The organism is Streptomyces sp. SID13666, assembly GCF_010548325.1.
Taxonomy (GTDB): Bacteria; Actinomycetota; Actinomycetes; order Streptomycetales; family Streptomycetaceae; genus Actinacidiphila; species Actinacidiphila fildesensis.
In genome coordinates this window covers 52151-66977 of record NZ_JAAGLX010000012.1, presented here as the reverse complement: position 1 = coordinate 66977, position 14827 = coordinate 52151, and the positions used below count along the sequence as shown (strand labels likewise).

At 71.3% G+C, this 14827-nt stretch carries 11 protein-coding genes; 4 read left to right on the top strand and 7 right to left on the bottom strand.

What is annotated here, in order from left to right; genetic code table 11:
• Positions 1 to 64: 64 nt before the first annotated feature.
• On the bottom strand, positions 65 to 1858 hold the full coding sequence (locus G3I60_RS17905) for a carbohydrate-binding module family 20 domain-containing protein (protein ID WP_164607461.1): 1794 nt from the start codon (positions 1856 to 1858) through the stop codon (positions 65 to 67).
• A gap of 200 nt (positions 1859 to 2058) precedes the next feature.
• Positions 2059 to 3660 carry a peptide-N4-asparagine amidase gene (locus tag G3I60_RS17900; protein ID WP_343241954.1) on the bottom strand — a complete coding sequence of 534 codons (1602 nt, stop codon included), beginning with the start codon at positions 3658 to 3660 and terminating at the stop codon, positions 2059 to 2061.
• Positions 3661 to 3922: 262 nt separating this feature from the next.
• On the opposite strand from G3I60_RS17900, the gene G3I60_RS17895 reads away from it, so the two are divergent.
• Both G3I60_RS17895 and G3I60_RS17890 read left to right on the top strand, forming a co-directional pair.
• Positions 3923 to 5803, top strand: a complete 1881-nt coding sequence (locus tag G3I60_RS17895) for an ABC transporter ATP-binding protein (protein WP_164607457.1) — start codon at positions 3923 to 3925, stop codon at positions 5801 to 5803.
• Positions 5800 to 7581, top strand: coding sequence for an ABC transporter ATP-binding protein (locus G3I60_RS17890; protein WP_164607455.1), 1782 nt, complete (start codon positions 5800 to 5802; stop codon positions 7579 to 7581). The genes G3I60_RS17895 and G3I60_RS17890 overlap by 4 nt, the downstream gene beginning before the upstream one ends.
• A gap of 74 nt (positions 7582 to 7655) precedes the next feature.
• Here the strand turns inward: G3I60_RS17890 and G3I60_RS17885 are convergent, their stop codons facing one another.
• Entirely contained in the window at positions 7656 to 8450 is a 795-nt protein-coding gene (locus tag G3I60_RS17885; protein ID WP_138353097.1) for a metal-dependent hydrolase, read from the bottom strand.
• 133 nt (positions 8451 to 8583) lie between these two features.
• Here G3I60_RS17885 and G3I60_RS17880 point away from each other — a divergent pair, with 133 nt between their 5' ends.
• Both G3I60_RS17880 and G3I60_RS17875 read left to right on the top strand, forming a co-directional pair.
• Entirely contained in the window at positions 8584 to 11097 is a 2514-nt protein-coding gene (locus G3I60_RS17880) for an RNA helicase (RefSeq protein WP_138353096.1), read from the top strand.
• A gap of 25 nt (positions 11098 to 11122) precedes the next feature.
• Complete coding sequence (locus tag G3I60_RS17875) at positions 11123 to 11989, top strand: acyl-CoA thioesterase II (RefSeq protein ID WP_138353095.1); 867 nt, start codon at positions 11123 to 11125, stop codon at positions 11987 to 11989.
• 45 nt (positions 11990 to 12034) lie between these two features.
• Here the strand turns inward: G3I60_RS17875 and G3I60_RS17870 are convergent, their stop codons facing one another.
• The 4 genes from G3I60_RS17870 to G3I60_RS17855 all read right to left on the bottom strand — a co-directional run bounded on the left by G3I60_RS17870 (position 12035) and on the right by G3I60_RS17855 (position 14827).
• The gene (locus G3I60_RS17870) at positions 12035 to 13117 is read right to left on the bottom strand and encodes a DUF6397 family protein (protein ID WP_164294287.1); all 1083 of its coding nucleotides are present in this window, start codon (positions 13115 to 13117) and stop codon (positions 12035 to 12037) included.
• Positions 13118 to 13250: 133 nt separating this feature from the next.
• Entirely contained in the window at positions 13251 to 13661 is a 411-nt protein-coding gene (locus G3I60_RS17865; RefSeq protein WP_138353093.1) for a roadblock/LC7 domain-containing protein, read from the bottom strand.
• A gap of 193 nt (positions 13662 to 13854) precedes the next feature.
• The gene (locus G3I60_RS17860; protein WP_138353092.1) at positions 13855 to 14463 is read right to left on the bottom strand and encodes an ATP/GTP-binding protein; all 609 of its coding nucleotides are present in this window, start codon (positions 14461 to 14463) and stop codon (positions 13855 to 13857) included.
• Positions 14444 to 14827, bottom strand: a complete 384-nt coding sequence (locus G3I60_RS17855) for a DUF742 domain-containing protein (protein ID WP_138353091.1) — start codon at positions 14825 to 14827, stop codon at positions 14444 to 14446. The genes G3I60_RS17860 and G3I60_RS17855 overlap by 20 nt, the downstream gene beginning before the upstream one ends.

Sequence of the window (14827 nt, the reverse complement as noted above, 5' to 3'; positions counted from 1 at the left end):
TCCCCTCTGTGATCACGAAACTGGAATGTGCCAGTCTCCCCTGATCCTGACCGCCTGCCCACCATCACCCGCGCCAGTTGTCGCTGAGTGAGACCTTTCCGCTCGCGGGCACCTTGGCGGTCCGGTTGGCACCGGTCTCCCAGGTCGCGTTCCCGGCGGCGTCCTTGCGTAGGTACTTGTACTCGAACGACGTGCCCGCGCCCAGCGCGACGTCGAGCTTCCACACCGGGTAGGCGGCCGACGAGAGCAGCAGGGCCTTGCCGGTGTCCCAGTTGCCGAGGGTGGCGTTGTTGCCCGTGACGTAGATGTTCTGGCCCGGCGTGGTCGTGGCGTTGACCGCGAAGGAGGCGCCGGAGGCCGGGTCGGTGGTCCCGCCGCCGCCCGTGCCGCCGCTGGCGCAGGTCGCCCCCGTGTAGAGCGCCACCGCGTCGTTGGCGCCGATGGTGGCCGTGAACCGGCCGTCGGAGCCGACGGTGTAGCTGGTCCCGGAGTGCTGGACGTCGCAGTAGCTGCCCGCCGGCAGCGACGTGGTGTACGTCCGGGTGAGCGTGCCGCTCTCGTGGTTGATCGCGACGAAGCCCTTGCTGCCGCGGCCGAACGCGATGGCGTTGTTGCCGTTGGACCACCAGTTGGTCACCGCGGTGCCGGAGACGGCGTTGCGGAAGCCGACCATGCCGGCGATCTGCGGCCAGGCGTGCTGGCACTTCCATCCGTCGGCGTAGCAGGCGTTGACCGTGCCGCCGTTGGGCGGGCCCGCGTCGTTGTCCGAGAACTCGTAGCCGGAGTAGACGTTCGGCGAGCCGTAGGGCCAGGCCAGCAGGTAGACGTTGGCGAGGGTGTACGTGGCGCCCGCCTTGTAGTTGAGGGTCGAGCCGTTGCGCTCGGTGTCCCAGTTGTCGGTGAAGGTCCTCGCGTTGACGCTGGGCAGATAGCCCCAGGAGGCACCCCAGTTGCTCAGGGACGACAGCTTCTCGCTCGTGAAGATCCGCTTGAGGTCGGTGGCGGCGCGGAACTCGTCCACGTCCCCGGTGCCGGTGTACTCGCCCGGCTGTACCGCTTCACCGGCCCCGTAGATGACCTCCTGCGCCCAGTAGACGCCCGGGTTGCTGAGCTTGGACTTGATGGCGGCGAGGTCGCCCGCCGCAATGTGCTTGGCCGCGTCGATCCGGAAGCCGTCGGCGCCCAGTGCGATCAGGTTGTTGAGATAGCCGGCGATCGTGGAGCGGACGTAGTCGCTGCCGGTGTCCAGGTCCGCGAGCCCGACGAGCTCGCAGTTCTGGACGTTGTTCCGGTCGGCGTAGTTGGTGATGTTGCTGCGGCAGGTGTGGAAGTCCTGGTCCTGGTAGTAGCCGGGGTAGTTGTACTTCGAGTAGTTCGTGCCGCCGGTCCCGGTGCCGGGGCCGGCCGCCATGTGGTTGATCACCGCGTCGGCGATGACCTTGACGCCCGCGGTGTGGCAGGTGGCCACCATGTGCTGGAACGCGGTGCTGTCACCGAGCCGTCCGGCGATCCTGTAGCTGACCGGCTGGTACGAGGTCCACCACTGGGCGCCCTGGATCTGCTCCTGGGCCGGGGAGACCTCCACGAAGCCGTAGCCGGCCGGGCCGAGGGTGTCGGTGCACGCCTTGGCGACGGAGTCGAAGCGCCACTCGAAGAGGGTGGCGGTGACGTCCTTGCTGCCCGGCGGGGTCGCCTGCGCCGGCTGCTGGGCGGCGACGGTGAGGCCGGTCGCGGCGAGCAGTGCGGCGAGCGCGCCGTGCAGGGCCCGGGATCGGCGGGAGGAGCGGAAGGTCCGGGATGGCGTGGATGGCGTGGATGGCGTGGGTGTTCGGGGTACCCGGGATGTGCGGGATCGCATGAGCGGCTCCTCCGGAGTGCGGGCACAGCTGTGCCCTCGAAGGCAGCCCGCGCCAAGCCGCCGGGTGGGGGTGCGGAACCCCGCGTCCCACGGGGTTCCGCCGAGGAGCTTCCCGCCGTGGCTGTGAGCACGTCAAGAGACCGGTGGAAACATTTTCAACTACTTGCGGAAACCTCTTCCAAACGCCTGCACGCGCCGGTTCAGCGGATCGTGCGGTCCTCCGTCAGCGCGCCCTGCGCGGTCGCGATCCGGCGGTCGTAGCAACCGCCGGGAGCGTCCGAGCCGAGTATCCGGTAGTGCTCGGACGAGGTGCCGGTGGCGTGCCGCTGCTCGCGCGGCACATTGAGGGTGAAGGACGCGTCGCCCTGGTAGACGTCGTCCAACAGTGACCTGCCGACGGTCCGGCCCCCGCGTGTCACCACGGTGTCGGCGCGGTCGCCGAGCAGCATCACCGTACGCAGCCGGTCGGCCGCGCCGACCGACGTACGGCCGTCCATCGTGTACGCACGGCGTACCGCGGTGCTGGTGGCCGGGCCGTGGCCGGCCGTGGTCACCGTCGCGTCGTCGGTCCACCGGGCGGTCAGCGCGTCGGTGCTCTCGTCGGCGTTCCACCGGTGGGTGGAGGTGGCGGACAGCGCGCGGCGGACGGTGGTGGCGACGCGGCCGTGCGACGTGTCGACATAGCCGGAGACCGTCAGGCTGTGGCTGCCGGTCGCGTCGAGGGCCCGTTCGTCACCGGGCCGGTAGGAGGTGGAGGTGTCCGGGGTGCTCTCCTGGTGCGCGGTCAGCGCGCCCGGCACATGAGCGCGGTGCTCGTCCTGCCAGACCAGCACGTTCGTCGGCACGCTCCAGCCGCTCTGACCCGCGGGCACGCCCAGCACCGAGACCTCGACGCGGTGTGCCTTCCCGTCGTTGAGCAGGCCGGCGTACGGCGTCAGGTCGTACTCGACGGGTTTGACGTCGAAGGCGCGCGGGCCCGGGATCACGTACCAGAGGAAGGGATTGGACCAGCCGCCGGTCCACACGGTCGGGAACGGCGCGGCTATCCCCGCCAGTTGGCCGTCCACCCGCAGCTGCACCTCCCGGTAGGGACCACCGGCCTGGCAGGAGTACGGCACATCGGCGGGCACCGCCAGGTACCAGAACTCCTCGCAGCCGCCGCCGGATCCGGTGGCGTACACCTCGGCGACGATGCGCTCGCTGTTGCGCGGCGTGGTGAGGTCGCCGACGAGCGCCGTGCCCTCACTGTGCGAACCGGCCAGAGTCAGCACCTGGTCCGGCGCGGCTCCCGCCGGGTCCCCGCCGCCCGCTCCGCGTGCCGGGTAGAACGTCAGCGAGACCTTGACGTCGATCACGCCGGTGTACGTGTCGTTGACGACGTTGCCGATGAGCATCTCGACCGGCTGCGGGCCGCGCAGCGCGGCCGCGTACCGCGTGACGTCCTTCTCGACCTTCCAGGCGATGCCCTCGGGCGACGGTTCGGGGGTCGAGGTGTCCAGCACCTCCACGCCGCCGATCCGCAGATAGCCCAGCCGGTCGTACTGCCGCCCGGCGACCTGGCCGTCCAGCCGCAGCACGACCTTGCTCCAGCGGTCACCGCAGCCGCGCGGCGGGGTGTAGGTGCTCGTGTACGGCGTGAAGTCCCTGAACTGCGCCGCCACGATCTGGGTGGTGCAGGACGGGCCGCCGGGGGTCGCGATGGGCGGGGCGGCCGTCAGGGGGTCGTGCCAGTCGGTGCCGAACTCTGCCGGGGGCGCGGTGGTGGCCGCGGCCGCCGGGCCCGCGAAAAGCGCGAACCCCACTGCCGCGGCGAGCGCCGCGAGTATCCGTCTTCCCACGCGGTGGTGCCTCCTCGTCATGCGATGACCACGAAGTACAGCGCACAGCTTGGCCCGGTCGCGCGCCGCGCGACAGACCGCCTCGCCCGCGGGACGGCCCCGCCGGCGACCTTGGCCGATACCGGACTATTCCGGGCGTGGCGGCCGTAAATCGGTTGACCCGGTACGTGCGGTGACGCGAACCTTGCAGGTCTTCGCACCCCCATCCAGAACATCTCGGGACGTCATGTCGCTTCGCCAACTCCCCTTCCAGGACCCCGGTGTCCCCGACGTCAGATCGGGATTCCGTTTCCTGCTCTGGCTGGAGAAACGCCAGCTGCGCGGGCAGCTCACAGCCGCCGCATGGGGCACTCTGCTGATGGCGTCCATCGCACTGTTCCCGGCAGCCGTCGGCCTGGCCGTGCAGGCGGTCGTCGACCATTCCGGCCGGCGGCTGGCGCTGTCCGGTGGGCTGATGCTGGCGCTCGGCGGACTCAGCGCGCTCGGCGACACCATGCTGCACCGCACCGCGGTGACCAACTGGATCACCGCCGCCGCCCGCGTCCAGCAGCTGCTGAGCCGCAAGACCGTCGAACTGGGCTCGGTGCTCACCCGGCAGGTCGCGGCCGGCGAGATCGTCACCGTCGGCGCGGGCGACGTCGAGAAGATCGGCTGGTTCGTGGAGGCGTTCGCCCGCTTCACCTCCGCCTTCCTCGCCACCATCGGCATCGCGGTGGCCCTCGCCTTCTACCAGCCGGAACTCGGCCTCATGGTGGCCGCCGCCATCCCCGTCCTGGCCCTCGCCGTGCTGCCGCTGCTGCCGGCGGCGACCAAGCGCGCCGACGTCCAGCGGGAGAAGGCCGGCAAGGCCACCGAGCTGGCCTCCGACACCGTCGCGGGTCTTCGGGTGCTGCGCGGTATCGGTGGCGAGGAGCTGTTCCTCGACCGGTACCGCAAGGCCTCGCAGGAGGTCCGTACGGCCGCCGTGCACAGTGCCCGGATGTGGGCGCTGATCAGCGCCGTACAGGTGGTCCTGCCAGGACTGCTGCTGGTGGGGGTGGCCTGGTACGGGGCGGTCCTCGCGCTGGACGGCCGGATCTCGGTCGGCGAGCTGGTGACCGTGTACGGGACCGTCGCCTTCCTGATGTTCCCGCTGCGGCACTTCGAGGAGATCGCGATGGCGTGGTCCTTCTCCCGGCCGTCGGCGAAGCGCGCGGCGCGGGTGCTGGCGCTGGTGCGGGGCGTGGAGCCGGATGCATCTCCGTCACTTCCTTCAGCTCCTTCGCCTGATGTGTCTCCTTCCGGTGATCTGTACGACCCGGAGACTGGTCTGCTCGCTCCGGCCGGGCGGCTGACGGCGGTCGTGTGCGGGGACCCGGACGCCGCCGGGCGGCTGGCCGACCGGCTCGGCGGGCACAGCCCGGACCGGGTGGCCGGCCAGTCCTCGGTCCTGCTGGGCGGCACGGCGCTCGACGAGCTGCCGCTGGCGGCGGCGCGCGTCGCCGTACTGGTGCAGGACAAGGACCCGGTGCTGCTCTCCGGCACCCTGCACGAGCTGCTCGACGTACCGTCCTCCGGCAACGTTTCCGCCACCGACGCCCTGACGGCCGCCCAGTGCGGAGACGTGCTGCAGGCGCTCGCCCAGGCCTCGGTGGACGACTCCGGTGATCCGATGCGGACCCGGATCACCGAGCGCGGACGCTCCCTGTCGGGCGGCCAGCGCCAGCGGCTGGCCCTGGCGAGATCGCTGGTCGCGGACCCGGAGGCGCTGGTTCTGGACGAGCCGACGTCGGCTGTCGACTCGCACACCGAGGCCCGTATCGCGCGCGGCCTCAAGGGGATCAGGGCGGACCGCACCACGGTGGTGTTCACGTCGAGCCCGCTGCTGCTCGACCGCTGCGACCTGGTGGTCTTCATCGCCGACGGTGCGGTGGCGGCCACCGGAACCCACCACGAGCTGCTGCGCGCCGACCAGCAGTACCGCGCCGTGGTCACCCGCGAGACCGAGGAGCCGGCCGGTGTGACCGCCGCTGTGAACGGCGGCGTCACGGCCGCTGTCACCGCTGAAGGCCCGTCCGTGGTCCCGTCCGGGGCCGCGGAGAACACCAGGATCGAGGAATCCGCATGATCGGCGTGAAGCCGCCGGAGCACGATCCGGACGCGCCGCAGCAGACGACGACGCTGCCGGTCGGTTCGCCGGCCACCGTACGCACCTACGTGACCGAGCTGGCCCGCCGCCACCGCGGCGCCTTCACCCTGCTGGTCGCCGTCAACACGGTCGCCGTGGTCGCCTCCATGGTCGGGCCCTATCTGCTGGGACAGCTGGTCGAGGACCTGTCGGCCGGGCGCCGGGAGCTGCATCTGGAGCTCACGGTCGGGCTCTTCCTCGCCGCGCTCGCCGTCCAGGCCGGATTCGTCCGGCTGGTGCGGCTGCGCGGTGCGATTCTCGGTGAGCGGATGCTGGCCGACCTGCGCGAGGACTTCCTCGTCCGGTCCGTCGGGCTGCCGCCCGGCGTCCTGGAGCGGGCCGGTACCGGCGATCTGCTCTCCCGGATCACCACCGATATCGACCGGCTGTCGAACGCCATGCGCGAGGCCGTGCCGCAGCTGGCCATCGCCGTCGTGTGGGCCGCGCTGCTGCTCGGCGCGCTCGCCGTCACCTCTCCCCCGCTGGCGCTGTCGGTGCTGGTCGCCCTGCCGCTGCTGCTGGTCGGCTGCCGCTGGTACTTCCGGCGCGCACCCGCCGGCTACCGCTCCGAGGCCGCCGGGTACGCGGCCGTCGCCGCCTCGCTCGCCGAATCGGTCGACGCCGGCCGGACCATCGAGGCGCACGGGCTGGGCGCCCGCCGGGTCACGGACTCCGACGAGCGGATCAGGACCTGGGTCGGCTGGGAGCGCTACACGATGTGGCTGCGCAGCGTGCTCTTCCCGGTGATCAACCTGACGCACACCCTGATCCTGGCGTCGGTGCTGATGATCGGCGGGACCTTCGCGCTGCACGGCTGGGTGTCGGTCGGCGAACTGACCACCGGGGCGCTCTACGCCCAGATGCTCGTCGACCCCGTCAACCTGATCCTGCGCTGGTACGACGAGCTGCAGGTCGCCCAGGTATCGCTGGCCCGGCTGGTCGGGGTCCGCGAGGTCGAGGAGCACGAGTCGGACGAGCACGTCGTCCCGGACGGCCGCGACATGCACGCCGACGAGGTGCGCTTCGGCTACCGGGAGGGCAGCGACGTGCTGCACGGGGTGTCGCTGCGGCTGCGGCCGGGCACCCGGCTGGCGCTGGTCGGGCCTTCGGGCGCGGGCAAGTCCACCCTCGGGCGGCTGCTCGCCGGAATCTACGCGCCGCGGACCGGCGAGGTGACGCTCGGCGGGGCCGAGCTGGCCCGGATGCCGGCCGAGCGGGTACGGCGGCATGTGGCGCTGGTCAACCAGGAGCACCACGTCTTCGTCGGCTCGCTGCGGGACAATCTGCGGCTGGCCCGGTCCGGGGCGGACGATCCCGAGCTGTGGGACGCGCTGGTCTCGGTGGACGCCGACGGCTGGGCGCGGGCGCTGGACGACGGTCTGGAGACCGAGGTCGGCTCCGGCGGCTCCACCCTCACCCCGGCACAGGCCCAGCAGGTGGCCCTGGCCCGGCTGGTGCTCGCCGATCCGCACACCCTCGTGCTGGACGAGGCGACCTCGCTGCTGGACCCGCGGGCCGCCCGGCATCTGGAGCGTTCGCTGGCGCGGGTGCTGGAGGGCCGCACCGTGATCGCCATCGCGCACCGGCTGCACACCGCGCACGACGCGGATGTCATCGCGGTCGTCGAGGAGGGCCGGATCAGCGAGCTGGGCAGCCATGACCAGCTGGTCGAGGCGGACGGGGCGTACGCGGCCCTGTGGCGCTCCTGGCACGGCTAGGAGCGGCCCGCCGCTTCCCGTTCCCGGGTTCCGTGCCCGCCGCCTGCTCGGCGGCGGGCACGGAACCGGGGGCGTCAGCCGAGGAAGCCCAGAGCGCCCAGTGCCCCGACCCCGCCGAGCAGGAAGAACGCCGGGGTGAGCACCTTGATCTCGACCCAGCTGCCGGCCCGGAACCGCATGAACTTCGGCGGCCCCATCGGGTACCAGCGCTTGCGGCCTATCGGGATGGGCCACAGGATCGGGCAGCCGGACACGGTCAGGGCGTCGCCGATGCAGTGCACGAGCGAGCCCAGCACGATCGGGATGCCGATCCACAGATAGTGCTGGCCGGGCTCGGTGAAGAGCCAGTCCTTGCCGTTGCCCGGGTCGTCCAGGACATCGGCCAGGACCCAGGCGCCGGTCGCCCCGAGAAGCCAGACCAGCACATCGCTGGAGGCACGGGCCTGGCGCCACAGCAGACCCTCGACGGCCAGCACCATATGGACGAAGAGGATGCCGAGCACCGCCCAGCGCCCGCCGAAGAGCGCAGCCGCCGAGCAGGCGCCGCCGATCAGGGCGGCCCACAGCCAGGTGTGCGTCAGGGTGCGGTGGCCGCCGGTACGGCGCGGGTCGCCCTTCATACGGGTGGCCTTGTAGGTGGCGTACGACAGCTTGTCGATGATCTCGCACAGCGCTTTGGAGATGGGCCCGAAAGCGCGCGATATGGTCGCCGCCTTGTGGTCCAGGTCCGGAGCGAGAGCGGCGCCGGCGCAGATCAGGGCGCCGACGACAAGCGTCGGCCACGGCATGGGGTGGTCGAGCGCGGCCGCGCCCGCCCCCACCCCCAGCCATGCCGCCGCTCCGGAAAGTGAATGTGCCGGTCCCATCATGTGTGGTGCCCCGCCCCTTTCGGCCCGCCCGCAGGCGGAGTTGACGCCCAGTCGACGGCACACCATACCGTTGGCGATCTTCCGTATTACCGCCGGTTCCGCCGCGGGGCCCGAAGCCAGGCAAGATGGTGGGGTGACCCTCATTGATCAGCTGCCTCCCGAGGCCGACCCCGATGCCCTGTACGAAGCCTTCTCGACCTGGGCGGAGAGCCAGGGCATCACCCTCTACCCCGCTCAGGAGGAGGCGCTGATCGAGGTCGTCTCCGGGGCGAACGTGATCCTTTCGACCCCGACCGGCTCCGGGAAGAGCCTGGTCGCGGCGGGGGCGCACTTCGCCGCGCTGGCGAAGGACCAGGTCACCTTCTACACCGCTCCGATCAAGGCGCTGGTGTCGGAGAAGTTCTTCGACCTCTGCAAGCTCTTCGGCACCGAGAACGTCGGCATGCTGACCGGCGACGCCTCGGTGAACGCGGACGCACCGGTCATCTGCTGCACGGCCGAGGTGCTCGCCTCGATAGCGCTGCGCGACGGCCGGAACGCCGATGTCGGCCAGGTCGTCATGGACGAGTTCCACTTCTACGCGGAACCGGACCGCGGCTGGGCCTGGCAGATCCCGCTGCTGGAGCTTCCGCAGGCCCAGTTCGTCCTGATGTCCGCGACCCTCGGCGACATGTCCCGCTTCGAGGAGGACCTCACCCGCCGCACGGGACGCCCGACGACCGTCGTGCGTTCCGCGACCCGGCCGGTGCCGCTCTCCTACGAGTACGTGACGACACCACTGACGGAGACGCTGACGGAGCTGCTGGAGACCCGGCAGTCGCCCGTCTACATCGTGCACTTCACCCAGGCGGCGGCCGTCGAGCGGGCGCAGGCACTGATGAGCATCAACATGTGCACACGCGCCGAGAAGGACGCCATCGCCGACCTGATCGGCAATTTCCGCTTCACCACCACCTTCGGCCGCAATCTCTCCCGGTTCGTCCGGCACGGCATCGGCGTGCACCACGCGGGCATGCTGCCGAAGTACCGGCGGCTGGTGGAGAAGCTCGCGCAGGCGGGCCTGCTGAAGGTCATCTGCGGTACTGACACCCTCGGTGTCGGCGTCAACGTGCCGATCAGGACCGTGCTCTTCACCGCCCTGACGAAGTACGACGGCACACGGGTCCGCACCCTGCGGGCCCGGGAGTTCCACCAGATCGCCGGGCGGGCCGGCCGTGCCGGGTTCGACACCGCGGGCTTCGTCGTCGCGCAGGCGCCCGAGCACGTCATCGAGAACAAGAAGGCCGTCGCCAAGGCCGGGGACGACCCGAAGAAGCTCCGCAAGGTGGTCCGCAAGAAGGCTCCCGAGGGCTTCGTCAACTGGTCCGACGCGACCTTCGAGAAGCTGATCGCCTCCGACCCCGAGCCGCTCACCTCCCGCTTCCGGGTCACCCACACCATGCTGCTGTCGGTGATCGCCCGGCCGGGCAACGCCTTCGAGGCGATGCGGCACCTGCTGGAGGACAACCACGAGTCGCGGCGCAACCAGCTGCGGCACATCCGGCGGGCCATCGCCATCTACCGTTCCCTCGAGGCGGGCGGCGTCGTGGAGCGGCTGGCCGAACCGGACGCGGAGGGCCGCATCGTCCGGCTCACCGTCGACCTCCAGTCGGACTTCGCGCTGAACCAGCCACTGTCGACGTTCGCGCTGGCCTCCTTCGAGCTGCTCGACAAGGAGTCGCCGTCGTACGCCCTGGACATGGTCTCCGTCGTCGAGTCCACGCTCGACGACCCCCGCCAGATCCTGGCCGCGCAGCAGAACAAGGCGCGCGGTGAGGCGATCGGGCTGATGAAGGCCGACGGGGTCGAGTACGAGGAGCGGATGGAGCGGCTGCAGGAGGTCACGTACCCCAAGCCGCTGGAGGAACTGCTCTCCCACGCCTACGGCATCTACCGGCAGAGCCACCCGTGGGTGGGCGACCACCCGCTGTCCCCCAAGTCGATCGTGCGCGACATGTACGAGCGCGCCATGACGTTCTCCGAGTTCACCTCGCACTACGAACTGGCCCGCACCGAGGGGATCGTGCTGCGCTACCTGGCGGGCGCGTACAAGGCCCTGGAACACACCGTCCCGGACGATCTGAAGTCCGAGGACCTCCAGGACCTGACCGCGTGGCTCGGCGAGCTGGTGCGCCAGGTCGACTCCAGCCTGCTGGACGAGTGGGAGCAGCTCGCCAACCCCGAGGTCGAGACGGCCGAGCAGGCCGCCGAACGCGCCGACCAGGTCAAGCCGGTCACCGCCAACGCCCGAGCCTTCCGGGTGCTGGTGCGCAACGCCATGTTCCGCCGGGTCGAGCTGGCGGCGCTGGAGAAGTACAACGTGCTGGCCGAGCTGGACGCCGAGTCGGGCTGGGACGCCGACGCGTGGGCGGAGGCGATGGACGCGTACTGGGACGAGTACGACGACCTGGGCACCGGCCCCGACGCCCGCGGCCCGAAGCTGCTGCAGATCGAGGAGCAGCCGGAGCACGCGCTCTGGCGGGTCCGCCAGACGTTCGCGGACCCCAACGGCGACCATGGCTGGGGTATCTCCGCCGAGGTCGATCTGGCAGCTTCCGACGAGGAGGGCCGGGCGATCATCCGTGTGACGACCGTCGGCGAGCTGTGACCGGGCACGACACGAGGGAGTTCCGATGACCAACCCCGCCGAGCGGCTGGTGGATCTGCTCGACCTGGAGCGGATCGAGGAGAACATCTTCCGCGGCCGCAGCCCCGAGGAGCGGCTGCAGCGGGTGTTCGGCGGGCAGGTCGCGGGGCAGGCACTGGTCGCGGCCGGCCGCACCACGGACGGCGAGCGGCCGGTGCACTCGCTGCACGCGTACTTCCTGCGGCCCGGCCGGCCGGGTGTGCCGATCGTGTACCAGGTCGAACGGGTGCGTGACGGCCGGTCGTTCACCACCCGGCGGGTGGTGGCGATCCAGCAGGGTCGCACGATCTTCAATCTGACCGCCTCCTTCCATCAGCCGGAACCGGGCTTCGAGCACCAGATCCCGATGCCCGATGTGCCCGAGCCCGAGAGTCTCCCGAAGCTGGGCGACGAGCTGCGCGAGCATCTGGGGGTACTGCCCGAGTCGCTGGAGCGGATGGCCCGCCGCCAGCCGTTCGACATCCGCTACGTCGAGCGGTTGCGCTGGACGCCCGAGGAGATCGAGGGCGCCGAACCGCGCAGCGCGGTGTGGATGCGCGCGGTGGGACCGCTGGGCGACGATCCTCTGGTGCACACGTGCGCGCTCACGTACGCGAGCGACATGATGCTGCTCGACGCGGTGCGGGTACCGGTCGAACCGCTGTGGGGCCCCCGCGGCTTCGACATGGCCTCCCTCGACCACGCGATGTGGTTCCACCGCCCCTTCCGCACCGACGAGTGGTTCCTCTACGAGCAGGAGTCCCCGATCGCGACCGGCGCCCGCGGCCTGGCCCGCGGCCAGATCTACGACCGCTCGGGCCGGCTGCTGGTCTCCGTGATGCAGGAAGGGCTCTTCCGCAAGATCGGCGGCTGACCAGCACCCCACGCGGCGGCGGCAGGCGGCAGCAGGCGCCGCCGTTCAGGGACGCCGGAACAGCTTCTTCCGGCGGCGGGTCCCCGCGCTGTCCCCGGGCCGCTGCAACCGCCAGCCCCGGCGCGGGCGCGGCTCCGGCCCACGCTCGGAACACGGCTCCGGCGCAGGTTCCGGCGCAGGTTCCGGCCGCGGCCGCGACTGCGGTTCGCGCTCGGGCTCGCGCTCGGGACCCGGCCCCGGCTCCGGCTCCGGTCCCACTGCAGGGGCCGGGCGTGGCTCCCGCTCCGCGGCCGGTGCCGGGCGGGGGGCCGGACGGGCCTGCCGGGCGCGGTCGAGGGCCTCGGCCAGGGAGAGCCGGGCCAGGGCGATCTCGTCCGGATGGTCCGCGGTGACCGCCGCGTCGATCAGTTCACGGGAGGCGAACTCTCCGGGCCTGCCCGGTGGCAGACCGGACCGCAACCTGCGCAGATAGGCCCGTTCGTACAGATCCGGCACCACCTCGGCCGCGCCGTCGGTGCCGAGCAGCGCCGCCCAGACCGCCGCCTCCTCCCAGGCGTCGGCCGCGTCCCGCACCAACTGCCCGGCCCTGCGGGCCCGCCAGCCACGTGCCCGGTGGTCCGCGCCGTCATCCAGAGCGCCACGCAGCGTTACCGGCAGCCTGCCGTGCAGCGCTTCAGGATGGTCCCGGGCGTACTGCCCGATCTCGTCGGCCAGATACATCCAGACGACGGCCCGGTAGCGGTTGACGTACCAGCGGACCGGCCGGATGAAGCCGCCCTTCGCCAGCTTGACGAAGCGGTCGCGGCTGACCCCGATGAGCTCCGCTCCATCGCCGCTGCCGACCACGCGCAGCCGGTCGCGCAGCGCCTGCGGGAAGCCCTCGGCCGCTCGCAGCCGGTCGACCTCCTCGCGCATGACGCGCCTGCGGCCCGGCCCGGCCGGTACGGCCCGGACCTCGCCGAGCTGGACGGCCAGCTCGAACTCCCCCGTTTCCAGTTCCAGTTCTTCCCTGGCCCGGTTCATCCCGAGCGCTTCGCCCGCCGGCGCCCCGCCCGCGGGCGATTCCTTACCGACTGCCGCTGCCGCTGCGACGGCGACCCCGACCGCGAGTGACTCCCGTACCACCATGACTTCCCCCACCGCCTCGACTACTGACAGTGACGAATGTAGCGCAGCCCGATGACCCAACCACGTGGCCTGTGGATAACTCCGCCCCCACCGGCACACCGCCTGCGGCAGCAAACATCAACGGCCCGCAGGCTCACCCTCCGGTAGGCGTGATCCCCGGCTGGCGGGGCGCGACCCCGAGGTGCTCGCCCACCCGATGCACGAGCAGCGTCATCTCATAGGCGACCTGCCCGACGTCGGCCTCCATACCGCTCAGCACCGACAGACAACTGCCGTCGCCGGCCGCGGTCACGAAGAGGTAGCCCTCGTCGAACTCCACCATCGTCTGGCGCACTCCACCGACCCGGAACTGCCGGCCGGCACCCTTCGCAAGGCTGTGGAAACCGGACGAAACGGCCGCCAGATGCTCGGCCGTCGGCCGGTCCAGACTGCCGCTGGCCCCGGTCACCAGGCCGTCGTTGGACAGTACGAGCGCGTGCTGCACATGCGGCACCCGCTCTGTCAGGTCGTCCAACAGCCATGCGAGTCCATTGCCCACCGTCATTCCCGGCCTCCCCGTATCGACTGCGGTACGAGACTGTCCTGAACAGCGCGCTACGGCAAGTCCCCATCGAGTCACGACCGGCATCGGTATCCGGCAGCGGGCCCCACCGGAATGGCCTGCCCGCCCTCACCAACAGCCCCCACCAACAGACCTCACCAATAACCCCCATCAGCGGCCCCACCGGTGGGTCCCGTCAGCCGACCCGTCGCAGCTGACGCTCGGCGTGCATCCGTTCGGCGTGCTCGACCAGGGCGATGAGCACGTCCTTGCCGGATTCACGGTCCCGCGCGTCGCACAGCACGACCGGCGTCCCCTCCGTCAGGTCCAGGGCCCGTGAGACGTCCTCGGGCCGGTAGGAGCGCGCGCCGGAGAAGCAGTTGACGCCGACCGCGAAGGGGATGCCGCGGTGCTCGAAGAAGTCGACTGCGGGGAAGCAGTCCTCCAGCCGGCGGGTGTCGGCCAGCACGACGGCGCCCAGCGCGCCGTGGGACAGCTCGTCCCACAGAAACCAGAAACGATCCTGCCCAGGGGTGCCGAAGAGATAGAGCGACAGCCCCGCCCGGATCGTGATCCGCCCGAAGTCCATGGCGACCGTGGTGGTGGTCTTGCGTTCCACCCCACCGGTGTCGTCCACTCCCCGGCCCGCCTCGCTGAGCGATTCCTCGGTGCGCAGCGGCCGGATCTCGCTGACGGCTCCCACCAGGGTGGTCTTGCCGACCCCGAAGCCGCCCGCGACCAGAATCTTCAACGCCAGCGCGGGCTCATCACGCCTACCCGGTTGCTCAGAGCGCCCGAAGTCCATCGATCACCTCTCGCAGAATGTCTTCGCCGGGAAGTTCGGCGGGCGCCACCGGCCGGCGCACCCGGACCCATCCCAGCGTGAGCAGGTCGCCCAGCAGGACGCGTACGACGCCCACCGGCAGGTCGGAGTCGGCCGCGATCTCCGCGACCGACAGCGGATCGGTCCGGCACAGGGCGAGGATCGTGCCGTGTTCCGGGGCCAGGGCCGGGTCGCCTGCGGCGCCGGGCTCCGCGCCCGGTTCGGCGACGACCTGCGCGATCAGGTCGAGATGCGCGCTGCCGCCGTCTCCCCGGGTCCGGCCGCCGGTCAGGGCGTAGGGACGGACCATCGGGCCCGCCTCGTCGTCGTACCAGCGGCCGTCCAT

What these genes read in the sequence shown, in the direction of transcription:
- G3I60_RS17905 (WP_164607461.1), bottom strand. Translation starts at nt 1,858, where the DNA reads ATGCGATCCCGCACATCCCGGGTACCCCGAACACCCACGCCATCCACG.
- G3I60_RS17895 (WP_164607457.1), top strand. Translation starts at nt 3,923, where the DNA reads ATGTCGCTTCGCCAACTCCCCTTCCAGGACCCCGGTGTCCCCGACGTC.
- G3I60_RS17890 (WP_164607455.1), top strand. Translation starts at nt 5,800, where the DNA reads ATGATCGGCGTGAAGCCGCCGGAGCACGATCCGGACGCGCCGCAGCAG.
- G3I60_RS17885 (WP_138353097.1), bottom strand. Translation starts at nt 8,450, where the DNA reads ATGATGGGACCGGCACATTCACTTTCCGGAGCGGCGGCATGGCTGGGG.
- G3I60_RS17875 (WP_138353095.1), top strand. Translation starts at nt 11,123, where the DNA reads ATGACCAACCCCGCCGAGCGGCTGGTGGATCTGCTCGACCTGGAGCGG.
- G3I60_RS17870 (WP_164294287.1), bottom strand. Translation starts at nt 13,117, where the DNA reads ATGGTGGTACGGGAGTCACTCGCGGTCGGGGTCGCCGTCGCAGCGGCA.
- G3I60_RS17865 (WP_138353093.1), bottom strand. Translation starts at nt 13,661, where the DNA reads ATGACGGTGGGCAATGGACTCGCATGGCTGTTGGACGACCTGACAGAG.
- G3I60_RS17860 (WP_138353092.1), bottom strand. Translation starts at nt 14,463, where the DNA reads ATGGACTTCGGGCGCTCTGAGCAACCGGGTAGGCGTGATGAGCCCGCG.
- G3I60_RS17855 (WP_138353091.1), bottom strand. Translation starts at nt 14,827, where the DNA reads ATGGACGGCCGCTGGTACGACGACGAGGCGGGCCCGATGGTCCGTCCC.